Origin of the sequence: Saccharopolyspora taberi (assembly GCF_039534165.1) — a bacterium.
In the GTDB taxonomy this organism is placed as follows: domain Bacteria; phylum Actinomycetota; class Actinomycetes; order Mycobacteriales; family Pseudonocardiaceae; genus Saccharopolyspora_D; species Saccharopolyspora_D taberi.
The window spans coordinates 84,629-110,393 of the sequence record NZ_BAAAUX010000010.1 but is presented as its reverse complement, the minus strand read 5'-3'; the positions used below and the strand labels follow the sequence as shown (position 1 = coordinate 110,393).

Genomic DNA, 25,765 nt, shown 5'->3' with positions numbered 1-25,765 from the left:
TCTCCCACCACACCAGACGAAAACGGATGCCAGCTGGTAGCGGCGCATCACGGCTCACATCCGGGCGCGAGCGTACACTCTTACTTCCTGAGAGCGAGCAGATACACACGTGGGAGAGCACCGTGGTGTCTTCGCGGCGGTGTGACAACCTGCCAGCCGATTTAACAAGCTTGGTGGGTCGGCGGAGTGAGTCGATCGCGGTCAAGCAACTGTTGTCGGTGTCCCGGCTGGTGACCTTGGTCGGTACCGGTGGGGTCGGAAAGACCAGGCTGGCCTTGCACGTGGCGCGACAGACCAGGCGAGCGTTTCCGCACGGGGTATGGCTGGTGTCGCTGGCCGAACTCACCCAGCCGGACCTGCTACCGATGACCGCGATGGCCGCGCTCACCGCCGAAAGCCGGGCAGGCGCCGGCGTGGCCGAGCTGAGCGAATACATCGGCGATCAGCGGATGCTGCTGCTGCTCGACAACTGCGAACACATGACCGAGGCCTGCGCGAAACTGGTCGCCGACTTGCTGCGCAACTGCCCGGAGCTTCGGGTGCTTGCGACGAGCCGGGAGGCGTTACGGGTCGAGGGCGAGGCGCCCTACACCGTCCCGCCGCTGGCCGTGCCCGAAATGGGACAACTCCGAACTGGTGACAGCCACAACAGCGAGTCCGTGATGCTGTTCCTCGAGCGTGCGTCCATCCTGCGCCCCGGTCTCACCCTGACGTCAGACGACGAGCAGGCGGTGGTCGCATTGTGCCGGCGGCTGGACGGACTACCGTTGGCGATCGAACTCGCCGCCGCACGCATCCGCGCGTTGTCCATCGGCGAGCTTGTGAACCGGTACAACGACGTCCGAGTGCTGACCTCTGGCAGCCGCAACGCTCCGTCCCGGCAGCAGACTCTCCGCGCCACCATGGACTACAGCTACCGGCTCTGCTCGCCCGAGGCTCGCGCGCTGTGGGCACGAATGTCCGTGTTCAGCGGCGGCGCCGACCTCACCGCGGTCGAAGCCGTCTGCGCGGGCGGGATGCCGTCCCGTGACCTCGCGGAAGAGACGCTGAGCGAACTCGTCGACAAGTCGATCGTGACTTTCGATGGTGTCCGCTACAGGATGTTGGACACGCTTCGCGAGTACGGGCGCGAACGGCTGCGCACCCTGAGCGAGGAGCAGCCCACGCGCACAGCACATCGCGACCATTTCGCGGCACTCGCCGACGAAGCGGCCACCAGCTGGTTCAGCCCCGACCAACCGGCGTTGCTCGGCCGCATTCAGGCTGAGCTCGCGAACATCCGGGCGGCACTTGAGTTCTGCCTCACCGAACCCGGCGAGGTCGACACGGGCCTGCGCATGGCAAGCGATCTCTGGTACTACTGGCTCGGTTGTGGGCGGCAACGCGAGGGGCGGCTCTGGCTCGACCGCCTCCTCGCCGTGGACAGCGGACTCAGCCCTGAGCGGGTTGCTGCGTTGTGGGTCAACAGTTACCTCGCGGTCTACGACGGCGATATCCCCGCCGGACTACGTCTTTTGGATCAGTACCGCGAGTTGGCCACCCCGTTGAACGACCCGGCCGTCGTTGCCCACGCCACCTACATCCGTGGCCTCGCCGAGCTGTTCCAGGGCGGGATCGAAGACGCCATAAGCCTCCTGGACGAGGGGGTGCGCCTCGAGCGGGGACTCCCCGAACTCAGCCCCCTCTACCCCCCTGCCCTGATCGATTTTGGGTCCGCCCTCTGCTACCGAAAGCAGCCGAACCGCGCAGTGGCAGTCCTTCAAGAGGCCAGGAACCTCAGCACCGCCCATGGCGACCAGTGGCTACTGGCCTGGAGCCTGGTCTTCCTCGGGCTCGCCGAGCTCATCGAGCAGCGAGTCCCGGAGGCGGTGGCGCTGCTCAACGACGGACTCGCACGCCAACGCGCTCTCGACGACATCCTCGGGCTCAACATAGCCGTCGAATTTCTCGCCTGGGCCGCGCTCACCGCCAGCGCCCCCGATGCGGAACGCGCCGCCCGCTTGATGGGCGCCAGCCAAGCTCTCCGCGAATCGCTCGGCGCACACCTGGCAGGCATCCAACGCCTCCTCGAATGGCACGAGCAGTATGCCCGGCGGGCTCAGGAAATTCTCGGCCAACGCGCCTTCAACGCTGCTCTGGAGAACGGGCGCGAGCTGGGCAAAGACGACGCCATCGCCTACGCCCTCGACGAAAAAGCCACCCGGCACCGCACCGCTGACTCGGACCTGCCGCTCACCCCGCGGGAGCGCGAGATCGCGAAGCTCGTGGCCAGTGGAAAGACCAACAAGAAGATCGCGGCCGAACTCGTCATCGCAACCCGCACGGTGGATAGCCACGTCGAACACATCCTGACCAAACTCGGCTTCAACTCCCGCACGCAAATCGCTGCGCTCTTCGCCAAGCAGGTGCCGGATTCATGATCGCCTCCGACGGGACGCCCGACAGAAATGGCCACCCTGCACGGCCTCTACCTCGAGGACGAGGAGAGCACCCACGGCGACTTCCGTGAGCCCTTCGGGCAGCTCCATGCCCTCCAGCGCACGCGAGCCGCCAGCAGGCAGCTGTGAGATCGCACCGGTCATCCCACAGCCCCGAAACAGCAAGAAGGCCACCCGCAAAGCGGGTGGCCCATCCTCGTTCTTCGGCGTTGAGATCCTGCTCCAAGAGCTCAACGCGGGCGGGGGTGCAAATAGCAACCCCAACGTGGAGCTGAGGGGAATCGAACCCCTGACCTTCTCGATGCGAACGAGACGCGCTACCAACTGCGCTACAGCCCCTTGCTGATTGCTGTTGTAGCTTAGCAACCCCCTCCCAGCGCCCTCGCAGGCACCCCCCGGAAAAGGAAAAGGGCCTGGTGAACCAGGCCCTCCGCGCTTTCGTCCGGTACTACTCGCCGACCGCCCGGCGGTACGGCTCCCAGGTCCGCTCGTCGAGCTCGTCGAACATCGGGTCCTCGTCGTCGATCTCCACCGCGACCGCGTTGGCCACCGGAGCGCTCCGGTGCCCGGTGCGGCGCCGCTCGTCGCCGGGCTCCTCCGGCTCGTCCTCGGCCACCTCGTCGACGCCCTCGTACTCGTCGTCGTAGCCGTCCTCGTCGCGGGCGGAGGACATCCTGGCGAGCCTGCGGCTGCGGACGTCCTCCTCGATCCGGACCTGCCTGCGCAGGTAGGTCAGGTAACCGACGAGCACGAGGTCGACCACCGCGTGCAGCCACCACACCATCGGCCACGCGACCGCGGCCAGGACGCCGGTGAGGACCGCGGTGAGCAGCATGACCAGCACGATCCGCTGCCTGCGGGCGTACTTGGCCTTCGCCGCCAGCGCCGCCGCCTCCGGGTCGTAGCCGCCCCGGCCCGGCCGGTAGCGCCGACCAGCGCGGACGTCGTCGCTGTGCACGCGGCGCCACGAACCGTCGTCCTGGTAGTCGTCGATCTCGACGTCCTGGTCGGTGTCAGCCATCCCGAACGCCTCCTCCGCCCTGTAGGTTTTCGGTGCGCCGGGCGCCGCCGGACGCCGGCCGCTCCCGCGCCGGACCACGCGCGCCGCCAGCGCCGAGTCGGTGGTCTTGGACACTTCCTGGCGGCGACGCGCGAACATCGGCACCAGCACGACCAGCCAAGCAGCCGCCAGCGCAGCGAAGATCAACGAACTGAGCATGCCTCGCCACCTCCCCCTGGCCACCGGCAGCACACCTCTGCGCTCGCCACGCTAGTCACATCAGTCACTTCTGTCTCGCAGCCACGCCGAGTCACCACCGCGCCGCTCGGCCCCAGGGAACCGCACGTTCGGAGCAACCGGGCGCAACATCGGCACCGGCGTGTCGGAATCCGTACCGCTGATCAGCGCGAACCCGGCAGCCGAACGGCGGATCGCACCGGGAACCCCCCAACCGCGGATGCCACCGTTCGGGTGACCAAGATCTCGGGCCTCAAGGCCGCCGCGCGCGGCCCTCCCGGACCAGCAGCTCGACCGCGCCCTGCGGCAGCTCCTCGACGGTCAGCCCGTAGACGTAGTGGTCCCGCCAGTCGCCCGCGACGTCGAGGTACCGCTCGAACAGCCCCTCCCGGCGGAACATCGACTTCTCCAGCACGCGCACGCTGGCGGTGTTCTCCGGCCGGACCGTGGCCTCCAGCCGGTGCAGCCCGGCCGGTCCGAAGCAGTGGTCGACGGCCAGCGCGACCGCTGCTGTCGCGACCCCGCGGCCCGCGAGCCGCTGGGTCACCCAGTACCCGATCCAGCCCGAGCGCAGCGCGCCGCGGACGATGTTGCCGACGGTCAGCTGCCCGGCCAGATCACCGTCGACGGTGATCGTGAACGGCAACGCCTGACCCCGCCTGCCCAGCCCGCGCAGCGCGCTCCACTGCGCGGGCCACGCGAGCCTGGAGTTGCGCTCCTGCCAGCTACCTGCGGACGTCGGCTCCCAGCGCTGCAGGTAGACGCGGTCGCGCAGGCGGATCCGGCTCCACGCGGCCGCGTCCCGCAGCCGTGGCGGGCGCAGCACGACCGCACCCGCCTCGGTCACCAGCGGGCCGAGCCTCGCGGGCCAACCGGGATGCCGGCCGAAGCCCTGGAACGCGTCGACGTCGGACGGCTCGCCCATGGGGAGCTCAGGCGCGCTGCGAGAGGAAGCTGACCCGCACGTCCTCGCCCGCCGCCACCTCTGTCACGTCGTCGTCGATCAGCAGCAGGCAGTTCGCCTCGGCCAGCGAGGCCAGCAGGTGCGATCCCGAGGTGCCCAGCGGCTGGACCAGGTACGACCCGTTCCCGGGATCTCGCAGCAGCTGCCCGCGCAGGTAGCCGCGGCGCCCCTTGGCCGAGGTGACCGGGGAGAGCAGGCTCGCCGAGATGGTGCGGCGGTGCGGGTTGGACTTGCCCAGCGCCGACCGGATCAGCGGCCGGACGAGCACCTCGAAGACCACCAGCGCGCTGACCGCGTTGCCGGGCAGGACGAAGGTGGGCACCTGGTCCGGCCCCAGCCTGCCGAACCCCTGCACCGACCCCGGGTGCATCGCCACCCTGGTCACGTCGAGGTCGCCGAGGTCGGCCAGCGCCGCGCGGACCTCCGCGCCCGCCGTCCCGCCAACGCCCCCGGCGATCACCACGACCTCCGACAGCAGCAGCCGGCCCTCCACGACCTCGCGCAGCCTGCGCGGATCGGTGCTGACGATGCCGACCCTCGTGACCTCGGCGCCCGCGTCGCGCGCGGCGGCGGCCAGCGCGTAGGAGTTGACGTCGTAAACCTGGCCCTGACCGGGAGTGCGGTCGACGTCGACGAGCTCGTCGCCGATCGAGATCAGCGAAACCCTGGGCCGCGGGTGCACCAGCACCTTGTCCCGCCCGACCGCCGCGAGCAGTCCCACCTGCGCGGCCCCGATCGGCGCGCCCCGGCGCACCGCGACGTCACCGGTCTGCACGTCCTCGCCGGTCCGGCGCACGTAGGCGGCGGAGGGAACCGGGCGGTGGACGGTGACCTTCGCCGGGTGCTCGTCGGTGTGGTCCAGCGGGACGACGGCGTCGGCCAGCGTCGGCAACGGCGCGCCGGTGACCACCCGGACGGCCTGCCCCGGCTGGAGCCTGCGGGGCTGGCGGGAACCGGCGGGGATCTCCCCGACGACCGGCAGCACGACCCCGGTGTCCGCGGCGGCCTGCACGTCGACGCTGCGCACCGCGTAGCCGTCGACGGCGGCCTGGTCGAAGCCTGGCAGCGCCCGCTCCGCGACGACCTCCTCCGCGCAGAGCAGGCCCTGCGACTCGGAGATCGCGACCCGGACCGGCGCCGGGCGCACCGCGGCGGAGAGCACGCGCGCGAGCTGCTCGTCTACTGACCTCATGGCTGTCGACCTCTTCCGGAGCGTGCCCCGGAAGCCGTGGCCCTGCGAGCGGCGGCGTCCGGCGCTACTTCCTGTTCAACCTCTCGTCGAGCCAGTCCCGCAGGCCCGGCCCGTACTCGGGATCCTCCAGCGCGAAGTCCACCGCAGCCCTGAGGAATCCGCCAGGATTTCCCAGGTCGTGTCGCGCGCCTCGGTGCACCACGACGTGGACCGGGTGGCCTTCGGAGATCAGCAACGCTACGGCATCGGTGAGCTGGAGTTCACCTCCGGAGCCGGGTTCGATGCGGCGCAGCGCGTCGAAGACGGCCCGGTCGAGCAGGTAGCGGCCGGCGGCGGCGAAGTTCGACGGCGCGTCCTCGGGCGCCGGTTTCTCCACCATGCCGAGCACTTCCCGCACGTCGTCGGCATCGGTCTCGGCGACCTCGAAGACGCCGTAGGAGGAGATCTGCTCCGTCGGCACCTCGAAGGCGCACAGCACGCTGCCGCCGTACCGGGCGCGCGTCTCGGCCATGCGGTTGAGGACGCCGGTCGGCAGGACGAGGTCGTCGGGCAGCAGGACCGCGACGGCGTCGTCCTCGTCGGTCAGGTTGGGTTCGGCGCAGCCGACGGCGTGGCCGAGCCCGAGCGCCTTGTCCTGGATGGCGGTCTCGGCCGCGATCAGCTCCGGCGCCCGGCGGACCTTCGACAGCAGCCCGGTCTTGCCGCGCTCTTCCAGCGTGCGCTCCAGCTCGGGGCGGGGCCGGAAGTAGTCGGTGACCGACTCCTTCTCCGGCGAGGTGACGATCACCAGCCGCGTCGCCCCGGCCTCCGCGGCCTCGGCGGCCACCAGCTCGATGCCGGGGGTGTCCACGACGGGCAGGAGTTCCTTGGGCACTGCCTTCGTCGTCGGCAGGAACCTGGTCCCCAGTCCGGCGGCTGGGACGATGGCGGTCCGGAACGCTGCGGCCGGTGGGCGCGTCGGGCTGTCCATGGCCGCAGAGCCTATCGGGCGAACCTACAGTGAGGCTGTGACCTCGCTTGGAGATCTGTGTCAAAGCAAGGCGGACTGGCGTCGCACGCTGCTGGAACGGCGCCGCGCGGTCCCGGAAACCACACGTTCGGCCGACAGTTCGGCCCTGTGCGCGGGGGTTTTGGGCTGGATGGGCGATCACGGCGTCAGGACCGTGTGCGCGTACGTGCCGGTCGGGGACGAGCCGGGCTCGCCTCAGCTGCTGGAAGACCTGCGCACGGCCGGGTACCGGGTCCTGCTGCCGATCGTGGTGCGCCGGTCGCCGCTGGACTGGGCGGAGTACACCGGGCCGGACTCGCTGGCGCCCGCGGGCTACGGGCTGCTGGAACCCGTCGGTGACCGACTCGGCCCGGAAGGGGTCGGGCAGGCGGACGCGGTGCTTGTCCCGGCCCTGGCGGTGGACCGCCGGGGTGTCCGGCTCGGCCGGGGCGCCGGGTTCTACGACCGGTCGCTGCCGATGGCGGCGCCGGAGGCGGCGCTGATCGGGATCGTGCGGGACGAGGAGTTCGTCGACGAGCTGCCCGGCGAGGACCACGACGTGCGCATGCGCGCGGTGCTGACGCCGCACGGTGGCGTCACGTCACTGCCGGTGTGACGTAGGAGTAATTGCGCTACGCACTCGTTTTGACGCATCATCGGTGTTGGCACTCTGCCCACAGGAGTGCCAACACCGAGATGTCGGAGGTTTCGGCCGTGCCCACGTACCAGTACGCATGCACTGAGTGCGACCACCGCTTCGAAGCGGTGCAGTCCTTCAGCGAGGACTCGCTGACCAAGTGCCCCGAGTGCACGGGCCGTCTCCGCAAGCTGTTCAACGCCGTGGGCATCGTGTTCAAGGGCAGCGGTTTCTACCGGACCGACAACCGCTCCAGCTCGAGCAACACCGGCTCGACCTCGTCTTCCTCCTCGTCGAGTTCCGGCGACTCGTCGAGCAGCAGCTCCTCGACCTCGTCGTCTTCGGGCTCGTCATCTTCGTCATCTTCGTCGTCGAGCTCGTCCTCGACGAAGGCCGCCGCCGCTTCCTGAGCCGTCCGCTCGTCAGCCGCCGACCGCCCGGTCGGCGGCTTTTTCTTGCGCCCGTTGGCCCGGTGGCCGCTGCCCGCCTGCCCGTGAGTTATCCACAGGGCACAGGTTTGTCCACAGGTTCGAAAACTGACCCTGCCCGAGATCGCAGGCTCGCCCTAGCGTCGATGTCAGATCAACTCTGACCAGGCAGGAGACAGCCATGGGGACGAAAACGGAATCGCGTCTGCGCAACCTGCTGCCCGACGGGCGGTACGCACAGATCGTGCTTCTCCGGCGAGCGACCGCGGTGGTGCTGACGTTGCTCGCGGCGATGCTCGCCATACAACCGAGACCAGGCCCGGAAGCCTCGGAGGCTCCGGTGCTCGTCGCGGCTCGCGATCTCCCACCCGGTCACGTCCTCGCCCGCGAGGACCTGGCCGAGCGGAGCATGCCCCTCGAACTCGTGCCAGGAGGCGCGCTGAACCAGCTGAACGCCGCGGAGGGCCGTGTCCTGGGTTCGGCGTCACGCCGCGGGGAACCGCTGACCGACGTCCGCCTCGCCGGTCCGGCGCAGACCGCGCTGACAACCGGCGACGCGGGGCATGCGGCGGTTCCGGTGCGGCTGGAGGATCCGGACATAGCCGACCTGCTGTACCCGGGCCGCCGGGTGGACCTGGTCACAACCGCCACCCGATCGGGTAATAGTTCGGTGCTGGCCGAGCGGGCTCCGGTGATCTCTGTTCGTCCTCCGGGCGAGCAACGTGACCAGGGCAGACTCATCGTCGTCGGGTTACCGGAACAGCTGGCACCGGCGGTCGCCACAGCCTCCATCACCCGTTCGGTCACCGTTACCCTCCGCTGAGCAGTCGTCATGACTCCTTCCCCCATCAGTCTCCAGATCGCCCGTCCGGGAGAACGGACGGTCCCCGAACGTGGAAAGGAACACCTGTGCTCAAGGGCTTCAAAGACTTCCTGATGCGCGGCAACGTGATCGACCTGGCCGTCGCGGTGGTCGTCGGCAGTGCGTTCACCGCGCTGGTCACGGCGTTCACCACCAGCATCATCAAGCCCCTGATCGCGGCCACCGGCGGTGGCAACGTCACCGGGCTCTCCTACCAGCTGGTGGCCGGGAACGACCAGGCGATCATCGACATCGCCCAGGTCATCAACGCGGTGATCACGTTCTTCATCACCGCGGCGGTCGTCTACTTCCTGTTCGTGCTGCCGATGAAGACCATCCAGGAGCGGCGCAAGAAGGGCCAGGAAGAGGAGGTCGACCCGACCGACGTCGAACTGCTCCAGGAAATCCGCGATCTGCTCCGCCGCCAGCAGGGCCTGCCCCCGGTGAAGGGCCTCGCCGGCGAGGAGCGCGACGAGCCCCAGAAGGCTTCGCAGAACTGAGCACACCCAACTGCGCACACCGACGCAGGTGGGCCGTCCCCCAGCCGGCCCACCTGCCCGGCGGCGACCCCACGATGGAGTGCCCCGGCACGATCCACCGACCCTGACCAGCGACAGGCGCACCCGAGCCAGCCAGACTTGATCTTGTGCGACCAGTCGCGCCAGCAGCGGTCATGGTTCGCGGGGCACGCCAGGTGGCCATGACGAGGACCGCACCAGCGACCGTCTCGGTGCCCGACACGTCAGCGGCGGCCAACGTGAGGGACCGCATCAGCAACCGTCGCGGTATCCCGCGCCAGCGGCGGCCATCGCAGGGCAACGCATCAACGGCCCTCGCGGTATCCGGCGCACCAGCGGCCGCCAACGCAGAGGACCGCATCAACCGCCGTCGCGGTGTCCCGCGCGTCATCGGCGGCCATCGCGGGGGACCGCATCAACCGCCATCGCGGTATCCGGCGCGCCGGCGGCGGCCATCGCAGAGGCACGCATCAGCGGCCCTCGCGGTGTCCGGTGCGTCAGCGGTGGCCGTGGCGGGACACGTCAGCAACCCGTCGCGGTGTCCCAGCGGCGGCCAAGGTGCGGAAACGCATCAGCAACTCTCGCGGTGCCCGACACGTCGGCGGCGGCCGTGGCGCGGGACGCGCCAGCGCGTCGTGGCGCAGGTACGCGTCAGCGAGCGTCGTGGCGCAGGTGCCCGTCGGCGAGCCTCCCGACGCGGGAAGTCAGCGGCCCTCGCGGTGGTCGGCACCCCCAGGCGGCACCCCCGGCGGCGGCCACGGTGCGCGACACGTCAGCGGCCGTCGCGCGGGCGCGCGTCAGCGACCGTCGTGGTGCGGTGGCCGGTTCTCCCGGTACCAGCGCTCGGTCTCGTTCGACGCTGGCGGACGCTCGGGCCGCTCGTCCGAGGTCGTCTCGGGGAGCACGTCCCCGAAGATCTCGGCGAGCCGGCGCCTGCGCTCCGACGCGGTCTTGTCCTGCTCCGTCACACCACCATGGTCCCCCACCTCGGCGAGGTGGCGACGCGCCGTTCCACCAGGTGCTTTTTGGCCTGAGCCGATCACGGTGCCACCATGGACATAACGGGCAAACGCCCGGCGATGGCAGGTCGTGTCCGCGCGAGCGGTGAACCGGACGCCGAACGCGGCCGGACCGGCCCCCAGCGGCGTCGCACCAGCCACGGGAGGCAACGGATGGGATTCTTGGACAAGGCCAAGGAACTGGCCCAGCAGGCCAGGACCAAGGCGGAGGATCTCGCGGAGAAGGCGGGTCCCAACGCTGCGAAGGGACTCGACGCCGCCAAGTCAGGCCTGGACAAGGCCACCGGCGGCAAGTACCACGACAAGATCGAGAGCGTCAGCAGCAAGGTCGAGGGCATGCTCAAGCGCGACGAGCAGTCGCCGGGCGGATCCTCGGCCGGCCCGGACGCGACCCCGCAGGACAAGGGCCAGCAGGACAAGGGGCCGCAGGACAAGGGCCCGCAGGACTCCAGGAAGGACGAGCCCGGCTCGGAGCAGCCGCCGAAGTCCTCCTGACCGCGGAACACCAACGCGGCGGCGCCCACCTCGGGCGCCGCCGCGTTCTGCTGCTTGGGGTCAGGCCGGTTCGAGACCGGACAGCTGCTCGATCACGTGCGTGACCAGCGGGCTCAGCGTGGCCATGCCGTCGCGCACCGCCGACCGCGAGCCCGCGAGGTTCACCACGAGCGTGCTGCCGGAAACACCGACCAGCCCGCGCGACACCCCCGCGTCCACCGCACCGGCCGCCAGCCCGGAGGCCCGCAGCGCCTCCGCGATGCCCGGGATCGGCCGGTCGAGAACACCCGCGGTCGCGTCGGGCGTGACGTCCCGGGGCGACACCCCGGTGCCGCCGACCGTGATCACCACGTCCACCCCGCCGATGACCGCCGTGTTCAGCGCGTTGCGGATGTCCACCGTCTCGCCGGCCACCGCGACGCTGCCGTCGACGATGAACCCGGCTTCCTCCAGCAGCTCGGTCACCAGCGGACCGATGCTGTCGTCCTGTTCGCCCTGGGCGACCCGGTCGTCCACGATGACCACCAGAGCTCGCCCCAACCGCTGCGCGCTGCGTTCCATATCGGTCACCGTAGTGGCAAGGACCTCGTCGGTCAGATCCTGTGAGTCGGATCGCTCAAGACCGCGCAACCGACGGGGAACGATGCTGCCTGTGAAATCGGACATCCTGCCGAAACTCTCCTTGTCAGGCATGAGAACCCGGAAGCCGCGCCGCTTCGCCGGCGCGGGGGTCTTGAACGCCGATCGCGCCGGGAGGCGCGGAGGGGGCATGCGGTCCCGGCGCGATCGGCGTGGCGCGGCCGAGCGGATCGGCCGCGGGTCTGGTCATGTCAGTTCTTCTCGCCGGTCAGCGTGACCCCGACGGTGCGTTCGCCACCGCTGCCGTCCATGACGGTCACCGGGACCTGCTGGCCCGGGAGGTGCGAGCGGACCGCGGCGATCAGCTCGTCCGGGTCGTGGATCACCCGGTCGCCGAGCTTGGTAATCAGCTCGCCGGGACGCAGTCCGGCCTGCTCGGCGGCGCCGCCCGGGACGACCTTGGCGATCAGAGCACCCGGGCGGTTGGCGCCCGTGATCATCACGCCGAGTGTCGTCTGGGTCGCCTTGCCGGTCGTGATCAGCTCGTTGGAAGTGCGCTTGGCCTGGTCGATCGGGATCGCGAAGCCGAGTCCCACCGAACCGGCCTGCTGCTGACCCGAGCCCGGGCTGTAGATGGCGGAGTTGATGCCGACGACGTTGCCGTCCATGTCGACCAGCGGTCCACCGGAGTTGCCCGGGTTGATCGCCGCGTCGGTCTGCAGCGCGTTGAGCACGCTGGCCTGGCTGCCCTGCTCGCCGCCCGCGCGGACCGGACGGTCCTTGGCGCTGATGATCCCGCTGGTCACGGTCCCGGAAAGGCCGAACGGCGAACCGATGGCCACCACCGGAGCACCGACCGGCAGATCGTCGGAGCGGCCCAGCGACGCCGGGGTCAGACCGGTGATGTCGGCTTTGACCACGGCGAGGTCGGAGTTCGGATCGGTGCCCACGACCTTGACCGGCGCGGTCCGGTTGTCGTGGAAGGACGCGGTCATCCGACCGGCCTGCGCGCCCTCGGCGACGTGGTTGTTGGTGAGGATGTAGCCGTCCTGGCTGATCACGATGCCCGATCCCTCACCGGAACCCTGCGCGCTCTGCACCTGCAACTGGACGACGCTGGGCAGCACCCGCTCGGCGACCTGCTGCACCGACCCGGGCGGCGCGGTGCTCGCGCTGCGCGCGGGCCGCGATTCGTCGAGCGCGGTCGGTCCCGGGCGGTTGCCGGCGCCGAGCTGGAAACCGACGAAGCCGCCGACCCCACCGCCGACGAGCGCGGCGACCAGCGCCAGCGCGACCGCGCCCACCAGCATCCGGCTCTGCCGGGCCGGGGCGGAGGTCCGCTGGGGCGCCACGGGGTTCATCGGCTGGAAACCGCCGTACTGCTGCGCCGAGTACGGCGCCTGCCCCTGGTACTGCTGACCGTGCGGCTCCTGCTGCGCGAACTGCTGGGTGTGGTGCGGTCGCTGACCCGGTTGCCCGGCCTGGCCCGTCGGGGCCGCCCAGGGCGACCGGGGCTGCTCCGGCTGACCGGAACCGGAACCTGCACCAGCAGCGCCCGGCTGATGACCAGCGGAACCCGGCTGGGCGGCACCCGGCTGACCGGCGGCACCCGAGTGCTGGCTCGCGGCGTCGTCGGGCTGACCCGCAGCACCGGGGTGTTGGCCTGCAGCGCCGGGGGTCTGGGCTGCTGCCGCACCGGAATGCTGGCCCGCAGCGTCTCCGGACTGACCCGCAGCACCCGGGTACTGGCCCGCAGCACTGGGGTACTGGCCTGCCGCCGCACCGGAATGCTGGCCCGCAGCGTCTCCGGACTGACCCGCAGCGCCGGGGTACTGGCCTGCAGCGCCGGGGTGTTGGACTGCTGCCGCACCTGAGTGCTGGCCGGCAGTGTCTGCGGACTGGCCCGCGGCACCCGGGTATTGGCCTGCGACACCTGCGGACTGACCCGCAGCACCCGGGTACTGGCCTGCGGGCTGATCGGCGGTCCCCGGTTGCTGCCGATCAGCACCCCACTGCTGATCGGCAGCGCCCGTCTGCTCACCGACGCTCGCCCGCTGCCCGGCGACGCCTGGCTCCCGACCGGGGACGCCTGCCTCCGCAGCGGCCTCCGACGGCTCCGCAGCCCCCGGCTGCTCCGCGTCCTCCGGCCGCTTCGGAGCCCCGCCCGCCAGCGGGACGGTCGCGGCATCCCCCGCGGCCTGGTGCGCTGCCTGCGATTGCGGCTCCTCCGGTCGGTCGCCGGCGGAGCCCGGGGTCTGGTCGGTCATGTCCTTCACTGTCCTGCACCGAGCTGAGAAGCGCCTGAGATCCTGCTGTGCCGCACCCTGGAAACCTTCACCGTGCGCGAAGTCACGCGGCGCGCAGCCGGTCCGCGATCTGCTCGGGGGTCACGTCGCTGATCCACACCGCCATGCCCGACTCCGATCCGGCGAGGTACTTCAGCTTGTCCGCCGAGCGCAGGACCGAGAACAGCTGGAGGTGCAGCCACGACAGGTCCCGCCCGGTCCGGACCGGCGCCTGGTGCCACGCCGCGATGTAGGGCAGCGGCCGGTCGTAGAGCCGGTCGAACCGCCGCAGGACGTCCAGATAAGTGGCCGCGAGGTCGTCGCGCTCCTCGTCGGTCAGCTCCACCAGGTCCGGCACCTGGCGGTGCGGGACCACGTGCACCTCGACCGGCCAGCGCGCCGCGGCGGGCACGAAGGCCGTCCAGTGCCGGGAGTCGACGACCACCCGCCGCCCGTCGACGCGCTCGGCCGCGAGGACGTCGCCAAGCACGTGGCTGCCGTGCTCGGCGCGGTATTCCTCCGCGGCCGCAAGCATCTTCTCCGTCCTGGGCGTGACGAACGGGTACCCGTAGATCTGCCCGTGCGGGTGGTGCAGGGTCACGCCGATCTCCTCACCGCGGTTCTCGAAGCAGAAGACCTGCTCGACGCCCGGTGTTTCGGACAGCGCCTCGGTCCGGTCGGCCCACACGTCGACGACCGCGCGGGCCTGCGCCGCGCTGAGCCGGCCGAAGGACGAGTTGTGGTCCGAGGTGAAGCACACGACCTCGCAGCGCCCGGTGGCCGGCGCCGACGGCACCATCGGCATTCCGTCCACAGTGGACAGCGAGCCGGGGATTCCCTGCGCGAACGAGGGGAACTGGTTCTCGAAGACCACCACCTCGTAGTCGGACTCCGGGATCTCGCTCGGCCGCCCCGGCGCGCTGGGGCACAGCGGGCACAGCTCGGCGGGCGGCTTGTAGGTGCGCGACTGCCGGTGCGCGGCCATCGCGATCCACTCCCCGGTCAGCGGGTCGCGCCGCATCTCCGAGGCCGGGGACCGCGCGGGCAGGTCCCGGGTGTCCACCGCGTCGCGCACCCTGGACGGATCGGAGTCGAAGTAGATGATCTCGCGCCCGTCCGCGAGCTTGCGAACCGACTTCACCGCTGCACCTCCGCGAGCAGGAGTTCCGGGACGTTCTCGGACAGCACCTCGCGCGCCTCGGCGGGCAGGCCGTCGTCGCTGATCAGCAGGTCGATCTCGGACAGGTCGGCGATGGTGGAGATCCCCACGGTCGACCACTTGGAGTGGTCGGCGACGACGACCAGCCGGGCGGCCGCGTCGGCCAGCGCGCGGTTGGTCTCGCTCTCGTTGAGGTTCGGCGTGGTGAACCCGGCGTGCGGGGCGATGCCGTGCACCCCGAGGAACACCAGGTCCAGGTGCAGCGACCGCAGGGACTGCACCGCGACCGGCCCGACCAGCGCGTCCGACGGCGTCCGCACGCCGCCGGTCAGCACCACCGTCCGGTCGGTGCGCCCGCGCTGCTGCAGCGCGTCGGCGACCCGGACCGAGTTCGTCACCACCGTCAGGTCGGCGATCTCGTCGAGGTGCCGCGCCAGGGTCCACGTCGTGGTCCCCGCCGACAGGCCGATCGCGGTGCCGGGCCGCACCTGCTCGGCGGCCAGCCGCGCGATGGCCTCCTTCTCCGCGAGCTGGCGCACCGACTTCGCCTCGAAACCCGGCTCGTCGGTGCTGCGGCCGACGGTCGAGGTGGCGCCGCCGTAGACCTTCTCCACCAGCCCGCGCCTGGCCAGGGCGTCGAGATCCCGGCGGACGGTCATGTCCGACACCCCGAGCCGCCGCACCAGCGCGCTCACCTGAACCGCACCGGTGCGGCGCACCTCGTCGAGGATCACTTCCTGGCGTTGCCGTGCGAGCACTGGCAGTCCTTTCGAACTTGACACGTCAAGTCAACAGGAACCAACACTACCCGCTGCGACGATCCGCGCGGGGCCCGGTCGCGATGTTCAGTGCTGTTCGTTTGCCGCGCGCTGGTCACCGGGCAGGCGCATGGTCAGCAGCGCACCGCCCTCCGGTGCCTCGCCCGCCCGGACGGTACCGCCGTGCCGCTCGGCGACCTGCTTGACGATCGAGAGCCCGAGCCCGGAACCGGGCAGCGTCCGCGCGTCCGACGACCGGTAGAACCGCTCGAACACGTGCGGCCGGTCCGCCGGGGCGATGCCCGGACCCGCGTCGGCGACCTCCAGCACCGTGTGCCCGGCCTGGTCGGGGTGCAGGTCGACGCGCACCGTGCCACCCTCCGGGCTCCACTTCGCCGCGTTGTCCAGGAGGTTGAGCACCGCCCGCTCCAGCGCGGTGGCGTCGCCCATCATCAGCCACGGCTCCAGCCGGACCAGGAAGTGCGCGCGCGGCGCCCGCCTGCGGGCCCGGTTCAGCGCCCGCTCCACCACTTCGAGCAGGTCCACCGGCTCGTGCACGGCCTGCGGCGTGTCCTCCCGCGCCAGCTCCACCAGATCGCCGACCAGCGAGGACAGCTCGGTGATCTGGGCGTGGACGTCGGCCATCATCTCGTCGCGGTCCTCGGGGGACAGCGTCGGCGCGCCCGGACGGGACGAGGCCATCAGCAGTTCGAGGTTGGTCCGCAGCGAGGTGAGCGGGGTCCGCAGCTCGTGCCCGGCGTCGGCGACCAGCCTGCGCTGGCGTTCCTGGGACTCCGCGAGCGCGCCCAGCATCCGGTTGAAGCTCGTGGTCAGCCTGGCCAGCTCGTCGTCGCCGGAGACCGGGATCGGCCGCAGGTCGCCGGTGAGCGCGACCCGCTCGGTCGCGGCGGTCAGCCGCTGCACCGGACGCAGCCCGGCGCGGGCCACCGCGGTCCCGGCGGCGGCCGCGAGCAGGATGCCCGCCCCGCCCATCACCACCAGGACCACGCTGAGCTGCGCCAGCGTCGCCTGCGTCGGGCGCAGCGACTGCGACATCACCAGCGCGACGTTCGGCCCGGCCGGGACCGCGACCACGCGGCTGTTGGTCGCCTGGTCGGTGCGGGCCGAATGCGCGCTCTGCCCCTTGGCCACCGCGAGTTCCAGGTAGCCCGACGGCGGCCGGTCGCCCGGGTTCGGGGTGATCTCGGTGCCGTCCGCGGACAGCACGCTGATCTTCAGGTTCGCCGCCGCGTAGAACGCGACCGGCACCTGCTGGAGGTTCGGGGTCCGCACCAGCGGCCCCTCGGCCGCCTCCACCGCCCGCTCGGTCAGGTTCTCGTCCAGCTGCGAGTACAGGCTGTCGTGCACGGTGACGAACGCCGCGACCGACACCAGGGCGACCGCGCCCGCCACGCACATCGCGGCCAGCCAGGTGACCCGGTTGCGCAGCGAGACCCGTTGGAGGCCGCGCGCGGCCGGCGCGGGCAGGTCCGGTGGCGGCGGAGCGGGCGGCTGGGAGGTCGGGACCGTCACGGCGGCGTCTCGCGCAGGACGTAACCGACGCCACGCACGGTGTGGATCAGCCGCGGTTCGCCCTCGGCCTCGGTCTTGCGGCGCAGGTAGCCGATGTAGACCTCCAGCGCGTTGCCGGAGGTCGGGAAGTCGTAGCCCCAGACGTCCTCCAGCAGCCTGCTGCGGGTAAGCACCTGCTTGGGGTGCGCCATCAGCAGTTCCAGCAGGGCGAACTCGGTGCGGGTGAGGCTGATCTGGCGGTCGCCGCGGCGGACCTCGCGGGTGCCGGGGTCGAGTTCGAGGTCGGCGAAGCGCAGCGGAGCGGGCAGGTCGTCGTGGTCGAGGTCCGACGGCGCCGCCCGGCGCAGCAGCGCGCGCAGGCGGGCGAGCAGCTCCTCCAGCGCGAACGGCTTGGGCAGGTAGTCGTCGGCTCCCGCGTCGAGCCCGGCGACGCGGTCCGAGACCGCGTCCCGGGCGGTGAGCACCAGGATCGGGAGGTCGTCGCCGGTGCTGCGCAACCGGCGGGCGACCTCCAGTCCGTCCAGCCTGGGCATCATGACGTCGAGGACCATGGCGTCGGGTCGCTGGTCGGCCAACCAGTCGAGGGCCTGCTGACCGTCCGCGGCGAGCTCCACCTGGTACCCGTTGAACTGCAACGACCGCCTCAGGGACTCGCGCACGGCCCGGTCGTCGTCGACGACGAGGATGCGCATGACCACAGTGTTACCCGAAGCCCTGAGAAGCACCTGAGAACCTGTCGCGGGGTTCGCGATCAGGGTGTGACGACGGTCATCAGGCCCCGAGGTTCTGGCCGTCGCCGGTCTGCGCGACGACGTCGCTGCCGGTGTCGCCGTGACCGCCCTGGTTGATGTTCAGGGACCGGTCGACCTCCAGCACGCTGTCGTCGACGTTGATCAGGGTGAGGCCGCTCTCGGCGGCGTTGGCGGTGGCCGCCTGCGCCGCGGCGAACAGCAGCGCGACGGGCAGCGCGATCATCAGGCGCACGTGGACTCCTTCTCCGGTTCGGACGTTTCCTGCTGCGCGAAGCGGCGGGCGAGCCACGCGCAGATGATCAGCTGCAGCTGGTGGTAGAGCATCAGCGGCAGCACGACGAGGCCGACTCCCTGGCCCGCGAACATCACCGTCGCCATCGGGAGCCCGGTGGCCAGGCTCTTCTGCGAGCCGCAGAAGACGATCGGCACCGCGTCGGCCCGGTCGAATCCCGCCGCCCTGGTGACGGCGACGGCGACGGCGAGCACGACCGCCAGCAGCACCGCGTCAACCAGTACCAGAGTCGCGATCCGCGGAGCGGTCAGCTGGTGCCAGACGCCGGAGACGGTGCCCTCGCTGAACGCCGCGTAGACGGCCATCAGGATCACACCGCGCTCGACCAGCCCGAACGCGCGGCGGTGCCGCCGCAGCGCGCTCCCGGTCCACCCGTGCAGGCACAGCCCGAGCAGGAACGGGACGAGCAGCAGCAGAACGATGTCGCGGATCGCGCCCGCCGACAACGCACCGCCCTCGGTCCGGACGAGCATCCCCACCAGCAGCGGGGCCAGGACCACGCCCAGCACGTTGGAGAAGGTCGCCGCGCAGATCGCCGCCGCCACGTTCCCCCTGGCCAGCGAGGTGAACGTGATCGAGGACTGCACGGTGGACGGCAGCGCGCAGAGGAACGCCAGGCCGACGTAGAGCTCGGGGGTCACCGCGCCCGGGACGAGAAGCCGGGCGGCGAGGCCGAGCAGCGGGAAGAGGGCGAAGGTGAGCAGGAGGATCAGCAGGTGCAGTCGCCAGTTCCGCACTCCGGCCAGCGCCTCGGCGGCCGACAAGCGCGCGCCGTAGACGAAGAAGAGCACCGCGATGGCGACGGCTATCGCGCGGTCCAGGCCGACCGCGGCAACACCCTGCGCCGGAAGCAATACGGCCGCGGCCGCACTGACGACAATGGCGAGAACGTAGGGATCGGGTCGAATTCGAGCGAGCGCACCCGAAACGGGGGGCACAAAAAATCCTTTCCGGAGAAATAGCGATTCGGAAATCTTCTTGCGGGATCGGCGGCGGAACGGCCGCCGATCACCGGACGCGGGTGGCGCGGGGCCACCTCGATCACGCGTAGCTGCGGACGTTCCGCTCGTGGTGCCTGCTGATGTTCTTCTCCAGCAGTTGCAGCGACGAGGCGACCCCGACGGCCTGACCGGACACCTCCGGCAGCCTGCCCTCGTTGCGGCGCAGTTCGGACAGCGCCTCGTCGATGGCGCTCTGGGCGGCGAACAGGCACGGCGTGCTGTAGATCGCCACGTCCACGCCGAGCGCGCTCAGCTCGGGCAGCGAGAGCCGGGGCGACTTGCCTCCCGCGATCTGGTTGAACAGCAGCGGCTTGTCGCCGATGACCTTGCGGACCTTGCGGATCCAGTCCACGTCGCGCACCCCGTCGACCAGCAGGACGTCGGCGTCGGTCTCGGCCAGCGCCTCGGCCCTGCGCAGGATCTCGGCCTCCTCGACCGCGTCGGTGCGGGCCACCACGACCAGGTCGCGGCGGGTGCGCAGGACCAGTTCGAGCTTCTCCAGGTACTCCTCCAGCGCCAGGATCTGCTTGCCCTCGACGTGCCCGCACTTCCGCGGCCTGCGCTGGTCCTCCAGGATCACGCCGGAGGCGCCGATGCGTTCCAGGTGCTCCACGACGTGGCAGGCGACCTCGGGGTCGACGTAGCCGTCGTCGATGTCGACCAGCAGGTGCTGGCGCGGGAAGGCCAGCCGGAGCCGCTGCACGAACGAGACCAGGTCGGACCAGGCGATGAAGCCGATGTCGGGCAGTCCGTAGTGCGATGCCGCGAAACCGAACCCCGACACGAACATGCCGTCGTAGTGCTGCGCCGACACCGACGCCGAGTGCATGTCGTAAATGCCGATGAGCGGGGTGATCTGGGGGGACAGGATTTCGTTTCGGAGCGCCGTTCCGTAGTTCACGGTTATTCCTCACGTTGAGCGCGGCGAATGACAGGGAAACAGGAGCCGGACTCGAAGCCGGAACTCCCTGTGCGAACTTCTGCAGGAACTTTCTGGGGAACTTTCAGGGTGCACGGAGGGGGTCGCCCTCCGGCACCTCAAGCCTATGGGAACAAAACGGACATACCAAGGCGCGGAAGAGTGGACCACCGGCCACCATTCGTCAACACCCTGAGTGAGGGATCAACCGGCGGAGATATCCGCGACGCAAAGCGATTTCCGGCCCAGAACCGAAATGAGTACGCGAAAGAGTTTTGCAAACGTTCCCGACCAGGGAATCCCGGCGGAACGACCGGGTGGCGGCGCGGCGGCGCATCCTTGCACGAGGAGTTTCCGGGCGCCACCCGGATGCACGCACACCTACTCGATCTAGCTACGGCAGGCACATACCGTGATAAATCGGGTCTTCTGCGCGAAAAAGGCGCGCCGCGATCTTCGCGGCGCGCCTCGTCCACCGGATCGGGTCAACCCTGCTGCTGGAAGTACCGGACCAGCGCCCGGGGCACCAGCTTCCGCTCCCCGTCGACCACGATCGGCACCAGATCAGGCGCGGCGGCCTTCCACTGCGACCGCCGGTGCCTGGTGTTGCTGCGGGACATCTTCCGCTTCGGAACGGCCACGGCTCACTCCCCTCCACGCTTGCGGTCGCCGTAGCGCCGCCGGAACTTCTCCACCCGGCCCTGGCTGTCCAGCACCCGCTGGTTGCCGGTCCAGAACGGGTGCGAGTACGAGGTCACGTCGACCACGATCAACGGGTACGAGTTGCCGTCGGACCACTCGACGCGCTGGTCGGAGGTGGCCGTCGACCGGGTCAGGAACCGGTTTCCGGTGGACCTGTCCTGGAACACCACCGGCTCGTAGGTGGGATGGATGTCTGGCTTCATCGCTGTCCTCTCAGTACTTCCCGCTGTCTCAGTACGTCCCGCTGTCGCGGGCGGCGTCGGCGGGCGAGTCGGCGCCGGTGGGCTCGCACGGGTCGGTGTGCCATTCGCCGAACGGGTCCTCGTAGGTCGCCCACTCCTCCCGGCCCGCGGCGATCTCGTCGTCGGTCAGGACCGCCGACCGCAGCGCGCGGGTGATGTCGCGCGGATCGGCCTCGTGGGCGATCACCACCAGCTCCTGCATCCGGTCGCCGTAGTAGTCGTCCCAGTTCAGCGAGGCCCTGACCTGCCGCTCGGCCGGGATGTCGGCCCACTGGTCGCGGTCCAGCGCCGCCAGCCACGGACCCGCGTGCCCGACGCGCAGACCACCGCCCGCGGACTCCAGCCACAGCGCCACGTCCGGTTGGCTGGCAACCCACGCGCGCCCGCGCGTGCGCACGACGCCGTCGAGCAGCACATCCATCGCCTCGTGCAGCCGCTGCGGATGGAAGGGCCTGCGCTCCTCGAACAGCACGACCGCGACCCCGGCCTCGGTGTCCAGTGGCGGCTGGCCGCGCAGCAGCGGGCCGTGCGGCCAGTCGATCTGCCCGCGCCGCGCCAGCTCGGGCACCCCGGCGAGCAGCGCGGGCACGTCCAGGGCGTCGAGGTGGACGCGCGGCGCGCTCGGAGTGAGCCTGCTGATCACGGCCTCGGTCCGCACCTGGTTCCAGCGGTCCTCGGCCGACCCGGCCAGCACGACCGCGTCGGCGAACTCGACCTGCCCGACCGCGACCTGCGCGAGGGTGCGGTCGTCGTCCGGGCTGCCCGCGAGCCCGCGTTCGGCGAGCTCGTCCTCGCTGCCGGCGTCGGCCAGCCAGCTCGGCAGGTCGACGACGGTGATCACGGCGCTGATCTCGACGTCGTCGTCCAACGTGCGGCCGTCGACCACCACGTGCTGGAGCGCCCAGCAGATCGCCTCCGGCTCCAGCGCCGGATCCAGCTGCACGACGATCCGCTCCACGTCCGGCGCCGAGCAGAGACCGCGCAGCAGCGGCAGGAAGTCCTCGCGCAGCGTGCACGAGACGCATCCGTGCGCCAGCTCCAGCACGGTGACGCGTTCGTCGTCGCCGTGCCGAACCCGCCTGCGGACCACGCCCTGCTCGATCTCGCGGAGGTCGTGCTGCACCAGCGCGGTGCCTGCGGCGTCCTGCGCGCGGACCGCCTCCGCGGTCGTCCCGACCTGGTCCTCGCGGATCCCGGCCACCATGATCAGCGGCATCCGCCGGGCGTCGGTTCCCATCCCCACCTCGACCCCAATCGGCAATGGTTTTCATTTCGTTCCGGACCTACGCTACCCTGTCGGCCCAGCCATATGAAAACGGATGTCATTACCGAGAGGCAGGTCATGTCCGTCCGCTGCCAGCTGACCGGGAAGAAGCCCGGCTACGGCAACCACGTCTCGCACTCCCACGTCCGCACCCGGCGGCGCTGGATGCCCAACATCCAGCGGCGGCGCTACTGGCTGCCGTCCGAAGGCCGCTGGATCCGGCTGCGGCTGTCGACCGACGCGATCAAGACCATCGACCGCCGCGGCATCGAGGCCGCGGTGGCCGAGATGCGCGCGCGAGGGGAGCGGATCTGATGGCGAGCAACGACGTGCGTCCCGTGATCAAGCTCCGGTCCACCGCCGGAACCGGCTACACGTACGTGACCAGGAAGAACCGGCGCAACGACCCGGACCGGATGCGGCTGCGCAAGTACGACCCGGTGATCCGCGCGCACGTGGAGTTCCGCGAGGAGCGCTAGCCGCTCCCCCAACATTCGAGGAGGCCGGATGGCCAAGAAGTCCAAGATCGCCCGCAACGCCCAGCGGCGCGAGGTCGTGGCCCGGTACGCCGAGCGCCGCGCCGAGCTGAAGAAGATCATCGCCGCCCCGGCCAGCAGCGCCGCCGAGCGGGACGCCGCGGTGCTGGAGCTGCAGCGGCAACCCCGCGACGCCAGCGCGACGCGCCTGCGCAACCGCGACGCCGTCGACGGCAGGCCGCGTGGCTATTTCCGCAAGTTCGGGCTCTCCCGGGTGCGCCTGCGCGAGCTGGCGCACGCGGGTGAACTGCCCGGCGTGACGAAGTCGAGTTGGTGAGGGATGGCTGGCAACCACCGGCCGCGCAGGCCGAAGCAGAACCTCCTCGAACGGGAGGGCGTCGTGGTGGTGGACTGGAAGGACACCGCCCTGCTGCGCAAGTTCGTGTCCGACCGCGGCAAGATCCGCTCCCGCCGGGTGACCGGCCTGACCCCGCAGCAGCAGCGCGATGTCGCCCAGGCGATCAAGAACGCCAGGGAGATGGCCCTGCTGCCTTACCCCGCCGCCGCCAAGCGCTGACCCGGCCCGGGTGGGTGCGCTCAGCCGCACCCACCCGCACGGGCGTATGCGGGCCGCCGATCGTCACACGGCAGGATGGTCTGCGATGACCACCGCCGGACGTGTACCTCAGTTCCCCTCCTCCACCCCCGCCGCCGATCTCTACGACGTGATCGAGCGCCGCCGCGACGTGCGCTCGGAGTTCACCGGCGGCGAGATCCCCGACCAGGTCCTGCACCGGGTCCTCACCGCCGCGCACAGCGCGCCGAGCGTGGGGCTGTCCCAGCCCTGGGACTTCGTGCTGGTGCGCGACGAAGCGACCCGCCGCGGCTTCCGCGAGCACGTGCTGGCCGAGCGCAGCGTGTTCGCCGCGCAGCTCAGCGGCGAGCGGGCGCAGACCTTCTCCAAGATCAAGGTCGAGGGCATCGTCGAGTCCTCGCTCGGGGTGGCCGTCACCTACGACCCGGAGCGCGGTTCGCCCGCGGTGCTGGGCAGGCACGCCATCACCGACGCCGGGCTGTACTCGGTCTGCCTGGCGATCCAGAACCTGTGGCTGGCCGCGACCGCCGAAGGGCTCGGCGTGGGCTGGGTGAGCTTCTACCGCGAGGAGTTCCTGCGCAGGCTGCTCGACATTCCCAGCGGCGTGCGACCGGTGGCATGGTTGTGCCTGGGCCCGGTTCGCCGCCTGGCCGACGCACCCGATCTCGAACGGCACGGCTGGCGCCGCCGGCTTCCGCTGGAGAAGGTGGTGCATTACGAGACGTACCGGCACGACCTCACCCGGTAGCCTGATACGTCACGGAATCGGTAACGATGAGTAGTCATCGCGACTACCGGTGAGCGACTGCGAGGACGACGCAGTGCAGCAGGACTATCCGCTGATGCCGGGCCGGCTGCCCGCGCAGGACCGCCAGGTGCGGTTGCTGCTGGACTCCGGCCGGTTCGAGGCCGCCGGGGCCGCGTTCGACGAGCTCACCGCGGTCCGGCCGAACCTGGTCGCCGACCAGTGGGACCGGGCGACCGTGCTGGTGCACCGCGCGTCGCTGGCGTGGCGGCTGGACCGGATCCCGCTCGCGCTGGAGCTGGCCGCCGAGGGCTGGACCGAGCTCGACGTCGACCGCCCCAGCGGGATCGCCGCCGCGCACACCATCAGCATGCTGGGCCACCTGCTGGAGACGATCGGCCACCGCGCGCCCGCGCTGGAGCTGATGGCGCTGGCGGTGCAGGTGGCGCGTGCGGCCGGGGACGACGACACGCTCGCGCAGTGCCTGTGCCGGGAGGCCAACGCGCTGGTGTTCCGCGCGGTGTCGCGGCGCAGCGAGTCCCGGGAGGAGCAGTTCCGGCTGGCCCGCGCGCTGTTCGAGGAGAGCCGGGCGCTGACCGGGCCCGGCCAGGTGTACCGCTCGGCCCTCGCGGGCGGTGCGCGGGCGCACGCCGGGGTCGGCGAGCACGAGACCGCGGAGCGGCTGGCCGCCGAGGCGCTGCGGCTGAGCACGCCGGCCGAGGACCTGTTCAGCGCGTCGGTGGCCAACTGGGTGCTCGCGGTCGTCCGGCGCGAGCAGCACGAGCTCCCGGAGGCCAGGACCTACGCCAGCCGCGCGCTCGACCGGGCGGAGACCATCCGGGACACGCAGCTGATGATGCAGTTCTCGCTGGACCTGGCCGCCATCTGCGACGAGCTGTCCGACCCGGTGGGCGAGTCCGCGGCGCTGCGGCGCACGGTCAGCGCGTCCCGGCTCGCGGTGGAGACGCTGCAGGAAGGGCTCGGCCAGGCGCTGGAGCAGCGCCGGGTCGCGGTGCAGGCGCAGCGGATGGCGATGGCGGCGCAGGAGGCGGCGCTGCGCGATCCGCTGACCGGCCTGACCAACCGGCTCGGCCTGGAGCGGCGGGCGCCCGCGCTGCTGGAGCAGACCGCGGCGCAGGGCCGGATCCCGTGGCTGATGCTGGTGGACGTCGACTGGTTCAAGGACGTCAACGACGGCGCCGGGCACGCCGCGGGAGATGCGGCCCTGCAGGAGGTCGCGCACCTGCTGCGCCGGGAGTGCCGCGCCGACGACCTGATCTGCCGGTGGGCCGGGGACGAGTTCGTGGTCCTGCTGGTCGACTCCGCGGACGAGTCCGGTCCGGTGGTCGCCGAACGCATCCGCGCGGCGGTGGACGCGCACGACTGGCGGCTGGTGCTGGGCCGGACCAAGCAGCCGCCCACGGTCAGCATCGGAGTCGCCGCGGGCCCAGCGGAACTGGACCACCTGTTCTCGGCCGCCGACATCGCGCTCTACCGGGCCAAGCGCGCGGGGCGCAACCGGGTGGAGATCGACCAGGACAGCGGCGACCTGCCGTCGATCTCCCGGACGGACTCGCGTTGACCGGTTCTCCGGAACGCCCGCAGCGGAAAACGGGGCGACGTAAGATGAAACCGGAAACCGGAAACCGGAAACCGGAAACCGGAAACCGGAAACCGGAAACCGG

Annotated in this window: 30 protein-coding genes and 1 tRNA gene; 13 read left to right on the top strand and 18 right to left on the bottom strand. The window is 71.0% G+C overall.

The features are described 5' to 3' along the window. The first annotated feature begins 26 nt into the window (after positions 1 to 26). Positions 27 to 2,420 carry a helix-turn-helix transcriptional regulator gene (locus ABD691_RS08840; RefSeq protein WP_486374890.1) on the top strand — a complete coding sequence of 798 codons (2,394 nt, stop codon included), beginning with the start codon at positions 27 to 29 and terminating at the stop codon, positions 2,418 to 2,420. 284 nt (positions 2,421 to 2,704) lie between these two features. Here ABD691_RS08840 and ABD691_RS08835 read toward each other — a convergent pair. From ABD691_RS08835 to ABD691_RS08815, 5 genes are all read right to left on the bottom strand, one after another. After that, a tRNA-Ala gene (locus ABD691_RS08835) sits at positions 2,705 to 2,777 on the bottom strand. A 109-nt stretch (positions 2,778 to 2,886) separates the two neighbouring features. Then, complete coding sequence (sepX, locus tag ABD691_RS08830) at positions 2,887 to 3,657, bottom strand: divisome protein SepX/GlpR (protein ID WP_344679011.1); 771 nt, start codon at positions 3,655 to 3,657, stop codon at positions 2,887 to 2,889. A 271-nt stretch (positions 3,658 to 3,928) separates the two neighbouring features. Then, the gene (locus ABD691_RS08825) at positions 3,929 to 4,600 is read right to left on the bottom strand and encodes a GNAT family N-acetyltransferase (protein ID WP_344679010.1); all 672 of its coding nucleotides are present in this window, start codon (positions 4,598 to 4,600) and stop codon (positions 3,929 to 3,931) included. 7 nt (positions 4,601 to 4,607) lie between these two features. After that, positions 4,608 to 5,831 (bottom strand): molybdotransferase-like divisome protein Glp, encoded by a 1,224-nt coding sequence (glp, locus tag ABD691_RS08820; RefSeq protein ID WP_344679009.1) that lies wholly within the window; start codon positions 5,829 to 5,831, stop codon positions 4,608 to 4,610. Between the two features lie 64 nt (positions 5,832 to 5,895). Then, complete coding sequence (locus tag ABD691_RS08815) at positions 5,896 to 6,801, bottom strand: UTP--glucose-1-phosphate uridylyltransferase (protein ID WP_344679008.1); 906 nt, start codon at positions 6,799 to 6,801, stop codon at positions 5,896 to 5,898. Between ABD691_RS08815 and ABD691_RS08810 the strand changes: the two genes are divergently transcribed. The 4 genes from ABD691_RS08810 (at position 6,755) to mscL (ending at position 9,246) form a co-directional block, all read left to right on the top strand. Next, positions 6,755 to 7,435: a 5-formyltetrahydrofolate cyclo-ligase gene (locus ABD691_RS08810; RefSeq protein WP_344679007.1), complete on the top strand. Its 681-nt coding sequence runs from the start codon at positions 6,755 to 6,757 to the stop codon at positions 7,433 to 7,435. The genes ABD691_RS08815 and ABD691_RS08810 overlap by 47 nt on opposite strands. Before the next feature lie 98 nt (positions 7,436 to 7,533). Further along, positions 7,534 to 7,866 carry an FmdB family zinc ribbon protein gene (locus ABD691_RS08805; RefSeq protein WP_344679006.1) on the top strand — a complete coding sequence of 111 codons (333 nt, stop codon included), beginning with the start codon at positions 7,534 to 7,536 and terminating at the stop codon, positions 7,864 to 7,866. A gap of 199 nt (positions 7,867 to 8,065) precedes the next feature. After that, positions 8,066 to 8,707, top strand: coding sequence for an SAF domain-containing protein (locus tag ABD691_RS08800; protein WP_344679005.1), 642 nt, complete (start codon positions 8,066 to 8,068; stop codon positions 8,705 to 8,707). A gap of 86 nt (positions 8,708 to 8,793) precedes the next feature. Beyond that, positions 8,794 to 9,246 carry a large-conductance mechanosensitive channel protein MscL gene (gene mscL / locus ABD691_RS08795; protein WP_344679004.1) on the top strand — a complete coding sequence of 151 codons (453 nt, stop codon included), beginning with the start codon at positions 8,794 to 8,796 and terminating at the stop codon, positions 9,244 to 9,246. Between the two features lie 815 nt (positions 9,247 to 10,061). On the opposite strand, the gene ABD691_RS08790 is transcribed toward mscL, so the two are convergent. Next, positions 10,062 to 10,232: a hypothetical protein gene (locus ABD691_RS08790; protein WP_344679002.1), complete on the bottom strand. Its 171-nt coding sequence runs from the start codon at positions 10,230 to 10,232 to the stop codon at positions 10,062 to 10,064. Between the two features lie 204 nt (positions 10,233 to 10,436). Between ABD691_RS08790 and ABD691_RS08785 the strand changes: the two genes are divergently transcribed. Beyond that, entirely contained in the window at positions 10,437 to 10,778 is a 342-nt protein-coding gene (locus tag ABD691_RS08785) for an antitoxin (RefSeq protein WP_344679001.1), read from the top strand. A gap of 60 nt (positions 10,779 to 10,838) precedes the next feature. Here the strand turns inward: ABD691_RS08785 and ABD691_RS08780 are convergent, their stop codons facing one another. Both ABD691_RS08780 and ABD691_RS08775 read right to left on the bottom strand, forming a co-directional pair. After that, the gene (locus ABD691_RS08780) at positions 10,839 to 11,339 is read right to left on the bottom strand and encodes a MogA/MoaB family molybdenum cofactor biosynthesis protein (RefSeq protein ID WP_344679000.1); all 501 of its coding nucleotides are present in this window, start codon (positions 11,337 to 11,339) and stop codon (positions 10,839 to 10,841) included. Positions 11,340 to 11,608: 269 nt separating this feature from the next. Then, positions 11,609 to 12,718 (bottom strand): S1C family serine protease, encoded by a 1,110-nt coding sequence (locus ABD691_RS08775; protein WP_344678999.1) that lies wholly within the window; start codon positions 12,716 to 12,718, stop codon positions 11,609 to 11,611. Positions 12,719 to 12,778: 60 nt separating this feature from the next. Here ABD691_RS08775 and ABD691_RS08770 point away from each other — a divergent pair, with 60 nt between their 5' ends. Continuing rightward, complete coding sequence (locus ABD691_RS08770) at positions 12,779 to 13,231, top strand: hypothetical protein (RefSeq protein ID WP_344678997.1); 453 nt, start codon at positions 12,779 to 12,781, stop codon at positions 13,229 to 13,231. A 475-nt stretch (positions 13,232 to 13,706) separates the two neighbouring features. On the opposite strand, the gene galT is transcribed toward ABD691_RS08770, so the two are convergent. The 10 genes from galT to mrf all read right to left on the bottom strand — a co-directional run bounded on the left by galT (position 13,707) and on the right by mrf (position 22,237). Beyond that, a complete protein-coding gene (galT, locus tag ABD691_RS08765) occupies positions 13,707 to 14,783 on the bottom strand; it encodes a galactose-1-phosphate uridylyltransferase (protein ID WP_344678995.1) in 1,077 nt (358 codons plus the stop codon). Next, a complete protein-coding gene (locus tag ABD691_RS08760; RefSeq protein ID WP_344678994.1) occupies positions 14,780 to 15,559 on the bottom strand; it encodes a DeoR/GlpR family DNA-binding transcription regulator in 780 nt (259 codons plus the stop codon). Before ABD691_RS08760 ends, galT begins: the two co-directional genes overlap by 4 nt. Positions 15,560 to 15,646: 87 nt before the next feature. Next, entirely contained in the window at positions 15,647 to 17,047 is a 1,401-nt protein-coding gene (locus ABD691_RS08755) for a sensor histidine kinase (RefSeq protein WP_344679088.1), read from the bottom strand. Positions 17,048 to 17,088: 41 nt separating this feature from the next. Further along, positions 17,089 to 17,784: a response regulator transcription factor gene (locus tag ABD691_RS08750; protein WP_344678992.1), complete on the bottom strand. Its 696-nt coding sequence runs from the start codon at positions 17,782 to 17,784 to the stop codon at positions 17,089 to 17,091. A gap of 79 nt (positions 17,785 to 17,863) precedes the next feature. Beyond that, complete coding sequence (locus tag ABD691_RS08745) at positions 17,864 to 18,076, bottom strand: hypothetical protein (protein WP_425565024.1); 213 nt, start codon at positions 18,074 to 18,076, stop codon at positions 17,864 to 17,866. Beyond that, a complete protein-coding gene (locus ABD691_RS08740; protein ID WP_344678990.1) occupies positions 18,067 to 19,074 on the bottom strand; it encodes a bile acid:sodium symporter family protein in 1,008 nt (335 codons plus the stop codon). The genes ABD691_RS08745 and ABD691_RS08740 overlap by 10 nt, the downstream gene beginning before the upstream one ends. 103 nt (positions 19,075 to 19,177) lie before the next feature. Beyond that, positions 19,178 to 20,038, bottom strand: coding sequence for an isocitrate lyase/PEP mutase family protein (locus tag ABD691_RS08735; RefSeq protein WP_344678989.1), 861 nt, complete (start codon positions 20,036 to 20,038; stop codon positions 19,178 to 19,180). A gap of 503 nt (positions 20,039 to 20,541) precedes the next feature. Further along, positions 20,542 to 20,697: a 50S ribosomal protein L32 gene (gene rpmF, locus ABD691_RS08730; RefSeq protein WP_344678988.1), complete on the bottom strand. Its 156-nt coding sequence runs from the start codon at positions 20,695 to 20,697 to the stop codon at positions 20,542 to 20,544. Between the two features lie 3 nt (positions 20,698 to 20,700). Beyond that, a complete protein-coding gene (locus tag ABD691_RS08725) occupies positions 20,701 to 20,961 on the bottom strand; it encodes a type B 50S ribosomal protein L31 (RefSeq protein ID WP_344678987.1) in 261 nt (86 codons plus the stop codon). Between the two features lie 28 nt (positions 20,962 to 20,989). Beyond that, positions 20,990 to 22,237, bottom strand: coding sequence for a ribosome hibernation factor-recruiting GTPase MRF (gene mrf / locus ABD691_RS08720; protein WP_344678986.1), 1,248 nt, complete (start codon positions 22,235 to 22,237; stop codon positions 20,990 to 20,992). Positions 22,238 to 22,342: 105 nt separating this feature from the next. Between mrf and rpmB the strand changes: the two genes are divergently transcribed. From rpmB to ABD691_RS08690, 6 genes are all read left to right on the top strand, one after another. After that, on the top strand, positions 22,343 to 22,579 hold the full coding sequence (gene rpmB / locus ABD691_RS08715; RefSeq protein WP_344678985.1) for a 50S ribosomal protein L28: 237 nt from the start codon (positions 22,343 to 22,345) through the stop codon (positions 22,577 to 22,579). Beyond that, on the top strand, positions 22,579 to 22,743 hold the full coding sequence (rpmG, locus tag ABD691_RS08710; RefSeq protein ID WP_211900134.1) for a 50S ribosomal protein L33: 165 nt from the start codon (positions 22,579 to 22,581) through the stop codon (positions 22,741 to 22,743). The genes rpmB and rpmG overlap by 1 nt, the downstream gene beginning before the upstream one ends. Positions 22,744 to 22,771: 28 nt before the next feature. Further along, positions 22,772 to 23,077, top strand: a complete 306-nt coding sequence (rpsN, locus tag ABD691_RS08705) for a 30S ribosomal protein S14 (RefSeq protein ID WP_344678983.1) — start codon at positions 22,772 to 22,774, stop codon at positions 23,075 to 23,077. A gap of 3 nt (positions 23,078 to 23,080) precedes the next feature. Continuing rightward, positions 23,081 to 23,317 carry a 30S ribosomal protein S18 gene (gene rpsR / locus ABD691_RS08700; protein ID WP_344678982.1) on the top strand — a complete coding sequence of 79 codons (237 nt, stop codon included), beginning with the start codon at positions 23,081 to 23,083 and terminating at the stop codon, positions 23,315 to 23,317. 85 nt (positions 23,318 to 23,402) lie between these two features. Then, positions 23,403 to 24,083, top strand: a complete 681-nt coding sequence (bluB, locus tag ABD691_RS08695) for a 5,6-dimethylbenzimidazole synthase (protein WP_344678981.1) — start codon at positions 23,403 to 23,405, stop codon at positions 24,081 to 24,083. A gap of 94 nt (positions 24,084 to 24,177) precedes the next feature. Next, positions 24,178 to 25,662 carry a GGDEF domain-containing protein gene (locus ABD691_RS08690; protein WP_425565029.1) on the top strand — a complete coding sequence of 495 codons (1,485 nt, stop codon included), beginning with the start codon at positions 24,178 to 24,180 and terminating at the stop codon, positions 25,660 to 25,662. Positions 25,663 to 25,765 lie beyond the last annotated feature (103 nt).